Annotated in this window: 5 protein-coding genes and 1 pseudogene; 3 read left to right on the forward strand and 3 right to left on the reverse strand. The window is 45.6% G+C overall.

Annotated elements, in window-relative coordinates; genetic code table 11:
* Positions 1-3: 3 nt before the first annotated feature.
* From DW205_RS12165 to DW205_RS12175, 3 genes are all read right to left on the reverse strand, one after another.
* Complete coding sequence (locus DW205_RS12165; RefSeq protein WP_005866930.1) at positions 4-1,572, reverse strand: ATP-binding protein; 1,569 nt, start codon at positions 1,570-1,572, stop codon at positions 4-6.
* Positions 1,573-1,923: 351 nt separating this feature from the next.
* A complete protein-coding gene (locus tag DW205_RS12170) occupies positions 1,924-3,630 on the reverse strand; it encodes a RagB/SusD family nutrient uptake outer membrane protein (protein WP_005866928.1) in 1,707 nt (568 codons plus the stop codon).
* Between the two features lie 16 nt (positions 3,631-3,646).
* Positions 3,647-6,709, reverse strand: coding sequence for a SusC/RagA family TonB-linked outer membrane protein (locus tag DW205_RS12175; RefSeq protein WP_005866926.1), 3,063 nt, complete (start codon positions 6,707-6,709; stop codon positions 3,647-3,649).
* 373 nt (positions 6,710-7,082) lie between these two features.
* On the opposite strand from DW205_RS12175, the gene DW205_RS12180 reads away from it, so the two are divergent.
* The 3 genes and pseudogenes from DW205_RS12180 to DW205_RS12190 all read left to right on the forward strand — a co-directional run bounded on the left by DW205_RS12180 (position 7,083) and on the right by DW205_RS12190 (position 13,107).
* On the forward strand, positions 7,083-7,934 hold the full coding sequence (locus DW205_RS12180) for an MBL fold metallo-hydrolase (protein WP_005866924.1): 852 nt from the start codon (positions 7,083-7,085) through the stop codon (positions 7,932-7,934).
* A gap of 295 nt (positions 7,935-8,229) precedes the next feature.
* On the forward strand, positions 8,230-10,551 hold the full coding sequence (locus tag DW205_RS12185) for a glycoside hydrolase family 20 protein (protein WP_005866922.1): 2,322 nt from the start codon (positions 8,230-8,232) through the stop codon (positions 10,549-10,551).
* A 74-nt stretch (positions 10,552-10,625) separates the two neighbouring features.
* A pseudogene (locus DW205_RS12190) lies at positions 10,626-13,107 on the forward strand (prolyl oligopeptidase family serine peptidase).
* The last annotated feature ends 519 nt before the right edge of the window (positions 13,108-13,626 follow it).

Here is a 13,626-nt window from a genome sequence, read left to right on the forward strand (position 1 = left end):
TTATTATTCCACCAACCATCGCTCGATGTTACGGGTCACAGAGGAGAAGTTCACGCCGATCTTAAAAACTTGCCGTGGATCACTCGCAAAGGGAAGCGCATACTGTCTTTCCTCTATCTGACGCAACGCCTCCTCGGCGGTGCCGTTCAGCTTGAATTCCATCACGTAGATATAGCGATCGGTCTTCAGAACGAGATCAATACGCCCTTGTGAGGTATGATATTCCACCTGCGTATAAAGTCCAACCAACTTAAATACGATAAAAAGCACGTTCCGGTAATGCAACTCCGTATCACGCTCCGGCTTCTGGCCGGCGATCACCTCATAGGGTGTATCAGCGAAGAAGCTTTGTAAACGGCGGAAGAACGCATCGTAATCACCGGAGCGTATCTCTCGTACGAGTTGCCCGATCTCGAAAGGGGTCTTGGGCGCACTAACACTCGTGTAAAATGGAAGGAGATATTTCACGAAACCTTCTTCCACTTCCCGGTTGGGGAAACCTAGCCGGTAGATACCAAATTCAGGATCGTAATCCTTGATCGTCAAGTAACCACTCTGGTAGATTACGGGAACGGGATTTTTCGAGGCAGCATCGATACTGTTCAACACATCCGCATCAGTCTCCGTGTTCGCCATCTCGTAAAGGTCGTAATGGGTATGCTTGAGTAATTCAACGAGGTAAGAGGGCGTACCGGTCTCGAACCAATAATCTCCGAACTCCATCTTGGCGAAGGTATTCAATAGGCTAAAGGGATTGTATATTCCCGCAGACTTGGCGGTAAAATGGTATCCGTCATAGCGCTCCTTGAGTTTCTGGCTGGTTTCCTCATAATCCAGTTCCTGTGTCTCAGCCAGCTCCTTCAACTCCTCTTCTAGGTAGGCATGTATCTCTTTCTCCGTGATGCCACATATCTCGACGTAGCGATTGTCCATCGAGATATCCATAAGGTTATTCAAATCGCTGAACACGCTTACCTTACCAAACTTCGTCACCCCTGTCAACAAAGCGAAACGAATGGCTCTATCCATCGTCTTTAACACGCCGTAGAAAGGCTTCAACATATTCCGCAATTGCGTTTGCGTCTTTTCATCGTGCAGGTTTTGCAGCAAAGGCTTGTCGTACTCGTCAATCAATATCACCACGCGATGCCCGGTCTGGCGGTAAGCCTGTTCTATCACATAACTGAAACGTTCCTCCAAGGCACGATCCTGTTTCTCCGTTCCATATAAAGCCTCCCATTTCTCCAAGAACTCATTCAAGATACTAGTCAGAGCGGCAGTATCTTTATAATGACGAGCATTCAAGTCCAAATGCAAGATCGGATATACCTCCCAGTCTTTCTCCAACCGTTCCATCGCCAACCCCTCGAACAGCTCCCTCTTCCCTTGGAAATAGGCCTCCAACGTAGATAGCAAGAGACTCTTGCCGAAACGCCGCGGACGACTCAAGAAATAGTAACTTCCGGTCTTAGCCAACTGATAAATCAAAGCTGTCTTATCAATATAGAGATAACCGTCTTTACGGATCTTCTCAAAGTTCTGTATGCCGATAGGATAAATTGTCTGGTTCATAGCGATGATCGTTTAGATATACTTACCATGAACAAAGATAGACATTCCTTTTTATCAGAACAAGATAAGAACATATGATCTCAAAAACTTTCCTTGACAATACGCTTGACTGGCAGGAAAAAACGCTCGATCAAACGCAATTCCTCCCATTTTGAATAAGAACTAATAGCAGATCAAAATTATATGCCAGAAAACGCAGTAGTACTTACTTCGTCTACAAATATATACTTACTTGCCCGATGAAGTATATATTCTCCGGTTAAGTAAGTACTACTGCGTTTTCCACACCATATCAAAAAAAGGAGGTATGCCCAACTGACATACCTCCTTTTTTATATTAAGTTTAACTTATTAATATCCCGGGTTCTGTTCCAACAACGGGTTCGCACCCAATGACAATTGATGCAATGGATAACGATTGTATTTCTCATCGTTCGTAGCCTTATGATCCCACCAATCCTCTGTCACATATGCGTCCCAACGGATTAAGTCCGTGCGACGACGGGCCTCGCGCAAGAACTCTTGCATCCATTCCTTCAGCATACGGTATTTATCCAAATTGGCAGCGGTAACAGGATCCGGGTCGTTTCCACCCTCGAAGTTACGCTTACGGATGGAGTTGATGATATCGGCCGCACCATTCTTATCGCCCAAACGCATCTTACATTCCGCCAAAGTATAATAGATCTCTGTCAGACGAATTACAGGACAATCTGGGTTGAAACGTTCCTTGAACTCATCTTGATTAGGCAGAGGACTAAATTTAAGAACACGCACGCCTGAGTTCTCCTCTGCATCGGCAATCGTAGAAGTCAGATCCTTAAGACTGGCTACCGTATTGCCCACCTGGCTGATATGAGCGATCTGGTCTACGACATTCAAGACCTTGCCGGCATACTCGCGGGCACCCAAGCATTTGTACTCGGGGAAATCCGGGTTTTGCAACTCACCAACGATAAACATACCACGGTATTTGCGACCACCCTCATATACATACTGCTGCTTACGGATATCCTTGTCGTTGAATGTCTCGTATGGATTACCTACGTTAAACTTATACAAGTTACCCTCCGGATCGCGACTAGGGCATAGGCAAAGCCCATTATTACCACTAGCATCCTGCAAGCCCCCTAAGAAATCCTTGAAATTATAGGGAAGAGTGAAGGCAGTCAAACCACCATCCGTCTCACCTTTGGCATTCTCGGAAGGTACTGTCCAGATAATCTCCGGGCAAGTCTCATTACCCCAACCAAAGATCTCGGTGAAATGGTTGGCCAATTTATACTGACCATACTTTCCATCGATAATATCCTGACAAATCTTAGCGGCCTCCTCATACATCGGTTTATTGATATACGATTCAGCGTTGAAATACAAACGAACCTTCAAAGCCGCAGCCACAGCACGATGGATAACGTTCGTCTCGGGTGCTCCCAAGGTCTCCTTCAACGGAAGATTCGGCATAGATACATCCAACAAGGAGTCGATAAAATGGAAAGTCTCCACATCTGTAGCACGAGCCTTCACATCCTCCTTCGTAGATGTGTAAAGAGGCATACCACCAAACATGTCCAAACCATCCAAATAAAAAGAGGCAGCCAATACGTTCAACTGATTAATCATTGATACACGATCCTCCTCAGTCAAGCCCACCGATACGAAATCGATATTCTCCAAATCCTCCAAGGCACTCCACGACTGAGCCACACCCATCGTCGTCAAGTCCCATCCATCCTTCATCGGGCTCATATCATCCATAAAATGATGATGATGCATGTTCTGATAAACGGCGCCATCAAACCAGTCATTACCACGAGTAGGCACACACATAGCATCAGTTCCCACTTCCATCAAGCGCACACGAGCGTCGTTATGAGCTACCCACCAACGCCAATGCGTAAAAGGACGATTAAAACGCGACCAAATCGCGTCTGCATTCGTATAATACGTGTCGGGAACAACCTGCGAATAGAAGGTAGGATCCACATCACATGAGGTACCCAGCAGCAAGCAAGCAGCCCCGGCTACCATCCAATTTGTTATCTTGCTAATTTTCATTTTCTTCTTACCTTTTTTAGAATGTTACTTGAATACCTAAAGTGTATGTGCGGACAATCGGGTCACAGTTCCAAACCTTATCGGTACCACCTGTCCAGCCTGTGATATCTACCTCTGGATTATGTCCGCTATATCCTGTAATAGTCGCTACATTGCCGACAGTTCCATATACGCGCAGACGCTCTGCCCATTTTGTATACTTATTCAACGCCAATGTATAACCTAACGTAATCGCATCTATCTTCAAGAACGAGCCATCCTCCAAGAAGTAATCGCAAAGCTGCTTCACGCCGCGAATGTCCTTAAACTTCGGATCGTCAAGCGCCGGTTTCCAAAGATTCCACTGGCCGGCACCACTCTGTCCCTGGATACCCAAGTACATCGGATAAGTATTCAAGACATCGAAACCTATCCAACTACGCATATTAATACCCAAGTCAAAATTCTTATAAGTAAAGGTATTGTTCCATCCCATCATCACCTTGGGCAGATAATTACCGATATATTGTTTGTCGTCTACACTCTTCTGGGAAGCAGGTATAACCTCACCATCCTTATTGTACAAAAGGAAGTCTCCTTTATCGTCGAATCCAGCGAATTTCCACATATGGAACGCACCGATCTCTGCCCCCTCTTCAATACGAGCGGCATCGCCCGGCCATCCCGGTTCATCCATAGCGTTACCATCCATACGTGAATTGTTGCCATACATCGTAAGGATCTTACCCGAGTTATGGCTCATATTCAAGCTGGAAGTCCAAGTGAAGTCCTTATTCTGGATGATGTCACCACCAACCTCGAACTCCCATCCTTTACTCTCCATCTCGCCAATATTCTGCCATTGCTTGCCATTTGGATACGGTGGCTGTGGAACATTCACCTCGTAGATCATACCATCGATCTTACGACGATAGTAATCGAACTTACCATACATACGGTTGCCAAAGAATGAGTAGTCCACACCGATATTCCACTCCTTCTTCTCCTCCCATCCCAAATAAGGATTCACGTTAGAGCTCGGACCATAGACATAAGCCCAGCTTCCGCTAGGAAGCATCCAGTATTGGTCGCGGCTCAACGTATTAGCCATATAGGAAGCATCGAAGTCGTTATTACCTGTAACACCATAACCAAAACGAACCTTCAAGTCGCTCACCCAGTCAAACTCCTTCATGAACTCCTCGGCAGATACACGCCAACCTCCGGACAACGCCCAGAAGTTACCCCAACGGTTCTCGGCGGCAAACTTTGATGATCCCTCATGACGGATTGTGGCAGAAACCATATATTTGTCATTGTAAGAGTAGTTGGCACGAGCATACAATGCAAACAGGCGCTCTGTGATATTCTTACCTGATCCCATGGCAGCCTTACCATCTGTCAGATATGAACCCGCACCTAAGTCCCAATATTTCAGTCCCTCAACACCGAAGTCATAGTTCTCAGCATTGAAATTCTCTCCATTCTTCTCGAAATAAGAGTAACCAGCAACGGCATTCAAGCTATGGCCACCCTTGAACTCCTTCAGATATGTGAAGTAACCCTCAGATGTAAGGTGCTCAGTCTTTGAGAACTCAAGTTTAGCCCAACCGCCACGGTTGTTTGTCACCTCATCGCGGTGGTAACGAGAGCGGAACTGGTGGAGCTCCCACTGACGGTTCTCGTAACCCAATGTCTGAGAATAGCTCAATCCCTCAATGGGCTTGATGTTCAACTTCATTGTAACCTCAGGCTTGAACCACTTGTCCAATCCCTCATAGTCGGTCAACATACGGTCGGCTACGATATTATAGTCCAATGTCTCGCCAGTCCACACATTATAGCCTGTCGGGCTTTCCGGGTCAAATGGCGAACGAGTCGGGTTATTATACAACGCCTGCTTGAAGTTTGCCTTCTTATCCTCATCCGATCCATCGGAAGTACGAGCAGTCTGACGATAATCCACGATCGGACGGATCTCTAACCAACCATCGAACAGCTTAAAGTTTGCATTCAAGCGTCCACCATAGTCCTTACGGTTATCCTTAATCGTGATGCCTTCGTTGGTCTCATAGAAGAAAGAGGTGTACACTTGTGCGTTCTCGGTACCTAGCTCCAAAGAGAGGTGATGTTTTTGCGAGAAGTTATCCTTCTGCAAAAGAGCGTCCCACCAATCAGCGTTCTGCCCGTAATCAGTGATATTCACGTCCGTACGATTGCGATATTCATCGGCGGTCATCATATCCGGACGGCCATAGTTTTGTTTCTTCGAAAGCTCAGTACTATAATTCAATTTTACTTTACCATTCGTGTTAGAACCACTCTTCGTTGTGATCAAGATCACACCCGAAGCAGCACGTGTACCATAGATCGCACCAGCGGAAGCATCTTTCAGCACATCGATAGATTTGATATCGTCTTGGTTCAAGGCACGAATATCACCTCCCGGGAAACCATCGACAACGATCAATGGAGCCTTACCAGAGTTGATAGAGGTCAAACCACGCAACTGGATCGTGGTCGTACCATTGGCACTACCATTATTTTGCAAGATCAAACCGCTGATCTTACCTTGCAAAGAGCTGGTGATATCGGCACCACCCACACCCTTCATCATATCGCCGGCAGACAATGAGGTAACGGAGCTGGTCACTTGCTTCTTCTCCATCGTACCGTAACCTACGACCACGACCTCTTCAAGAGCCTGGGAATCTTCCGACAACGTAACATTTATAACACTTTGACTGCCAACCGGGACTTCCTTGGTCGTGTAACCGATATAAGAGATTTCCAAAACAGCGTTTGCGGGCACATCTTGCAACGTAACCGAGCCGTTCATGTCGGTTACGTTACCGATAGTAGTTCCCTTGACCAACACGTTCGCGCCGATCAACTCACCCATTGAATCTGAAACCTTAACCGTAATAGTCTTACCATTTTGCATGACCGATTCAACATTCGGTCCGTAGTTGTGCGAGGGTTCCACAGCCGCCAATCCTTGAAAGGAGGCCATACATAGGAATCCCGTGGTAAGCATCATAACACTTGGTTTGAACAAGCTTAAACACAATTGCTTGCTCTTCTTACTACATTTTTCCATCTTTATTATTAAATGGTTATAATTAATTGAGATTAACAATATTCAAACACCAAAAACCTACTTTCTGCTATCTCTGAGCGCAGTCCCTAATAAAAATGACTAGCTAAAACGTTCGTTTAGACTAGTCGTCCGCGAAGTTAACCATTAATTTAAATTAAGCAACATTCATTTAAATCATTTTTCGATTCTATTAGTAATAAGACTTATAATCAACACATTACATCCAATATTAAAATTGTGTCAAATGCACTATCCCATCCATCAAAATGACTAGTCTAAACCAACGTTTAAACCAGTCATTTTCACATTTATTATACTATTGAGTATGATAAAAACCATACCTTTACTCCCCCAAAGAAAGAATGCAGAAACCATGAAACTACAAATCATCGATACCGGCTACTTCTACGCCGACGGAGGCGCCATGTTCGGGGCCATTCCTAAAAGCGCTTGGAGCCGTCGCTATCCGAGCGACGAGACAAATGGTTGCGTGCTCGCCATGCGTAGCCTTGTCATAAAAACAGATGACGGACGCATCGTCCTAGTAGATAACGGAGCGGGAAATAAACACTTAAAACAACTAAGTTATTACCGCTTCTTCAACTTGATAGACCTCGGCACGGAACTACGAAACCGGGGAATTCAACCGGAGGAAATCACGGATGTTGTCCTCACTCATCTCCATTTCGATCATTGCGGTTATACCACGCAAAAGGATGAATCTACCGGACATTTATTTCTCTCATTCCCAAATGCGAACCACTGGGTTAGCCGCAAGCAATGGGAGAATTTCCTTCATCCGAACGCCTTGGAGAGAGATTCCTATTTCATCGAGAATATGCAAGCCGTCGCAGACGCTAATTCCTTACGGCTGCTAGATGCCGACACATCGATTTGCCCCACTATAGAGCTACGCCTGTACGATGGGCACACTCCGGGACAAATTGTTCCCTATATCCATACGGAGGACCGGACTTTTGTCTTTGCCGGGGATGTTATCCCCCTTGTAGCCAGCGTATCTCCGGAATGGATCTCGGCTTACGATACGTATCCGATCACGTCATACAACGAGAAACTGCGCATACTTGCTGAAGCCTCCCGAAAAGGGCAAGCGCTCATCTACTGCCATGACGCTTACATCCGCTGCACAACCGTAAAACGTGTGAATACATATTATAAGAAAGACAAGGAAATACCTCTCAAGAAGACGTTTCTTTTCCCTTAGTCCCTAGCCCTTTTCCCTTTAGACCTTAGGTGTTTCTTCCATATTCCTTAGACATTTCTTATAGAAGTATTCATCATCCAACAGCCGTTGCATGATCGTCCACCAACTGTTGGATGATCATGCAACAACTGGTGGACGATCATGCACCAGTTGATAAATAGTCTCTATATATAGACAAAGTCCCTAAGGTTATCGCATCAAAAGTGTAAAAGCATTAGATAAAACGGCTAATTCTTTTTATCTTTGGGCGGTGATACTGAATCAATTATTGTTTTACGTTCTAAACTCTAAACACATGAACAGCCTAAGCAAACTAGCGCTCGTCCTGACATTTTGCACGGGAATGATCGCTTGCTCCGGTGGTAAGGCCGTAAAAGGAGATTACGGAGTAGTGCCTTTGCCACAAGAAGTAACATTGACGAACGGAAATCCTTTCGTCCTAAGTCCATCCACGAAGATATTTTATCCGGAGGGCAATGATAAGATGAAGAAGAACGCCGAGTTCCTCGCTTCTTATATCAAGGAAATCACGGGCTATGAATTAGCAACCGCTACCGGCCAGCCCGGTAAGGGGATCAGCCTCGTTATCGACCAAAGCATCCAGAATCCGGAAGGATATCAACTGACCGTTAGCGATAACGGGATACGGATCGCCGGAAGCACGGATGCCGGCGTATTTTATGGTATCCAGACATTACGTAAATCGATCCCGGCCACGGCCCAAGGGATGAACGTAGAATTACCGGCAGCTACCATCAACGACTATCCCCGTTTTGCCTATAGAGGCATGATGCTGGATGTCAGCCGCCATTTCTTCCCGGTGGATTCGGTAAAAACGTATCTCGATATCCTTGCCTTGCACAACCAAAATACGTTCCACTGGCATCTGTCCGATGACCAAGGTTGGCGTATCGAGATCAAGAAATATCCGGAATTGACACAGATCGGATCTAAACGTAAGGAAACCGTGATCGGCCATAACTCCGGAACATATGACGGAAAAGAATACGGGGGCTTCTATACACAAGACCAGATTCGCGATGTCATCAACTATGCCGCTGAACGCCATATCACGATCATCCCGGAAATCGATATGCCGGGACATCAATTGGCAGCCTTGGCTACTTACCCGGAACTGGGATGCACCGGGGGCCCTTATGACGTATGGGGTCAATGGGGAGTAGCCGACGACGTGATCTGCGCCGGAAACGAGAAATCCATGCAATTCCTAGAAGACGTATTGAGCGAGGTCATCGATCTTTTCCCGTCCGAATATATCCATGTAGGTGGTGATGAGTGCCCGAAGGTACGTTGGGAGAAATGCCCAAAATGCCAAGCTCGCATCAAGGCGGAAGGTATCAAGGGAGATAAGAAGCATTCCGCCGAGGAATATTTGCAAAGCTACGTGATCTCCCGCATGGAGAAATTCGTGGAGAGCAAAGGACGCCATATCATCGGCTGGGACGAGATCCTAGAAGGAGGCTTGGCCCCGAATGCCACGGTAATGAGCTGGAGAGGCATGGATGGAGGTATCGAGGCCGCCAAGCAAAAGCATAACGTGGTCATGACACCGAATACATATGTATATCTGGATTACTATCAATCAGCGGATACGGATCTTGAGCCCGAAGCTATCGGTGGTTACTTGCCGTTAGAGAAAGTATATTCTTTTGAGCCGACAGCCGGTATCTCTCCTGAAGACCAGAAGTACGTGATCGGGGCGCAAGCCAACCTCTGGACGGAATATATCCCGACCTTCTCACAGGTAGAATACATGATCATGCCCCGTATCGATGCCGTAGCCGATATCCAGTGGAGCGATCCGTCCAAGAAAGATTATCAGACGTTCCTGCCCCGTGTGGCCCGCATGACACAACTTTACGATCGCTTGGGATATAATTACGGAAAGCATATCTTCGATATTAACGCCTCCCTGACCACCAATACGGAGAACGGAACACTCGACATAGCCTTGACGAAGTTGGGTGAAGGAGATATCTATTATACGGTAGACGGTAGCGATCCTACGATCGCCAGCATCAAGTATGAAGGCCCGGTACAGATCAACCAAGATTGCGAATTCAAGGCGATCGTTGTCCGTCCGAACGGTACGAGCCGCATCTTCTCAGAAGATATCTTCTTCAATAAAGCGACGATGAAGCCCATCACCTTGAAAGAGCAACCCAGCAAAGGATACGTTTTCAACGGGGCACAGGTATTGGTAGACGGCTTACGTGGAGGAAGCAATTACAAGACCGGCCATTGGCTGGGTTTCCAAGGAAAAGACCTTGACGCCACGATCGATCTAAAGGAATCAACCGAAATCCAAAAGGTATCTTTCAATACGAATGTGGTAAAAGGCGATTGGATCATGGGAGCCTCCGCCGTAACCGTAAAGGTATCCGACGATGGCAAGAATTTCAAGGAAGTAGCATCCAAGAAAATCCCGGGGCTGACCCAAAACGACAAGGACGGATTATATCCCCAAGAGATATCCTTCGCCCCGGTAAAGGCTCGCCATGTCGAGGTTATCATCAACAGCAGCAAACTACCAAAATGGCACGGTGGTGCCGGAAGCCCCGCATTCTTGTTCGTAGATGAGATAGAAATCTTATAAGATAATGATACAGCGAGATGGCTGAGAGATACCCGCCATCTCGCTTTCTTATTTTAAACTAAATAACAAATATCATGATAAACAAAAACATCTTAATTCTTTCAGCCCTATGCTCCTGTTGCTCACTATGGGCGGATGAGGTTGTCGTGCGACATTATAATTACGCCGGCCCTTACGAGGTGAAGAAACCCTTCTTGGCAGATAGCCTGGATGTAAACAGTAAGAGATTCTCTGACAAGGAACTATTGAACACGACCGTTCCTTTCTGCAACCTTTCCCAAAGCGGACAAACCCTTGACGCGGCGTCTTCCGGAGAGCTGACCTTACCAACCTCGGCCTCTTCCTACGCGCTACATTTGGTTTCCTTCTACCTGAATAGTGACCGCTATACAAAAGGTACCTTAAGGATCAATGGCCCTGAGATTTCAGAAGTCTACGTGGATGGACAACTCACAAAACTAACCCAAGGAGAAGCCTCGTTGACCTTGGAGCCGCAACGCTATGAAATCGTAATTAAATATTTATCTGAGAGCCACAAAGAGAATGCCTTAAAAGCCTCATTCAACCCGGAAAAAGACGCGGTGGTAACCGCGACCGTCAATCCGGAGAAACGTTATACATTAAGTGATGTATTTGATGGTAAACGTATCCAATCCGCCAGCCTGTCCCCGAATGGAAAACTCATTATCGTCTCCTATCAAGAAACCTATCCCGGTGGAAAGCAGTCCTCATTTACCCAGATACTAGACAAGGCTACCGGTTCCGTATTGGTTGAGAACGGACAGTGCTTACGCTGGATGCCTAAAAGCAATCTGGCCTATTACACCCGGAAAGGGATGAAAGGCACGGAATTGGTGACCTTAGACCCTACCAGTAAAAAGGAGAACATCCTTGCCAGCCAATTGCCCGAGGGTTCTTTCAGTTTCGGACCTACCGAGGACTATCTATTATTCTCCATACGGGAGAAAGGACCGCAAGAACGAAAAGAGATCCAAGAGATACTGGTGCCGGATGATCGCCAACCGGGATGGAGAAACCGTATGTTTATCCATAAATATGACCTGCGAACCGGATTGTTCCAACGGCTCACCTATGGACATACTTCTACTTACATCAACGATGTATCTCAAGACGGCCACTATCTGCTATTCAGTCGCAGGGAACCGAATTTAACGGAGCGCCCTTTCTCACGTACATATATATAAGATGGATCTACGAACCATGCATGTGGATACCCTTATAAAAGGTGAGAAATTCGTAAGCCGTGCCGTTTTCTCCCCAGATGCCACCCAATTACTCGTTGACGCGTCTGGAGAGGCTTTCGATGGTATCGGATTAAAGATCAAAGAAGGACAGACATCCAATACGAGCGACGGGCAATTATTCCTATACAATATAGCAGATAAAAGTATAAAGCCGCTTACGAAAGATTTTGACCCCTCTGTCGATTCCTACGAGTGGAACGCCCTCGATAAACAAATCTATATCACGGCGAAAGATAAGGACCGTGTTCGCATGTATAGTCTAAACCCGTCCAACGGAAAGATTAAGCAACTTCAAGCCAAGGAAGATGTCATCTCCGATTACTCCATCGCCAATCAAGCTTTCGAAATGGTTTATTTCGGATTAAGCGCTTCCAATTCCCAAAGGCTTTATACCTATAACTTGAAAAACGACGCCTCTTCCTGCTTGATCGATCTCTCCAAAGAGATCTTGAAAGACGTCACTTTAGGAGAAGTGCAAGATTGGAATTTCGTCTCCGCCCAAGGGGATACGATTTACGGCCGTTTCTATCTTCCTCCTCATTTTGACGCGACCAAGAAATATCCGATGATCGTGAATTATTACGGAGGAACAACTCCTACGGCCCGGGTGATGGAAAGCCGTTATCCTTCGCATATATACGCCGGCTTAGGGTACATCGTCTACATCATACAGCCCAGTGGAGCGACAGGGTTCGGCCAAGAGTTCTCCGCACGCCATGTCAACGCATGGGGTAAACTTACCGCTGACGAGATCATCGAAGGCACGAAAAAGTTCTGTGAGGAGCATCCTTTTGTCAACACGAAGAAAATCGGTTGCATGGGGGCTTCATACGGAGGTTTCATGACTCAATACCTACAAACAAAAACAGATATATTCGCGGCGGCCATGTCTCATGCGGGAATCAGCGACATCACCAGCTATTGGGGAGAAGGTTACTGGGGATATTCATACAGCTCGTTGGCTAGCGCTAACAGTTATCCATGGAATGCCCGGGATATGTACACTTTACAAAGTCCGCTGTTTAACGCAGACAAGATCAATACCCCGATCTTGTTCTTACATGGAACCGCAGACACGAATGTTCCGATTGGAGAGAGCATCCAGATGTTTACCGCATTAAAATTATTGGGTAAGCCTACAGCGTTTGTCCAGGTAGAAGGAGAAAATCACCATATATTGGATTATGACAAACGAATATTGTGGAATAACACGATTTACGCATGGTTCGCTAAATGGCTGAAAGACCAACCCGAGTGGTGGGACGCATTATATCCTCCCAAAAGCCTATAGGAGTTAGAATAGTTCACTTTATTCACACATATTTAAAGAGTATCTTTAGTTAGATACTCTTTTTTATTTAAATACATTAGATAGTATTCATGAAAGAACTTAGTTTCCGGAGAACTAAATCAATTCATCTCTTGGCATTTATTAATTATTACAAATATTTTAATAAATCACAAAGCATACAATCTATATAAACACCTACTGTATCTAATTGTATTATTTACATTAAGTGCTTTGTTTTGAACTTTATATTGCAAATATAGAAGTATATTTGCAATAAACAAGCGTATTGGTGTTAAAAATGAATTTGTGTAGCAGTTTGTAAATATTGCTTGCCTTGGGTATGTGTTAATTTAGTGCATTATGGTATTAATATATGATGTTAATATGCAAATTGTTTTTAACTCAATCCCGCATCAATGCTAAAAAGTAACACCAAAAACACCTTGCTCTCATGAAGTTCTCCGGAAACTACGTCGCTCTACTAAATGGCAGAAATTGATTATAACAATCTATTTATTA

Origin of the sequence: Parabacteroides sp. AM17-47 (genome assembly GCF_003434625.1) — a bacterium.
Taxonomy (GTDB): domain Bacteria; phylum Bacteroidota; class Bacteroidia; order Bacteroidales; family Tannerellaceae; genus Parabacteroides; species Parabacteroides distasonis.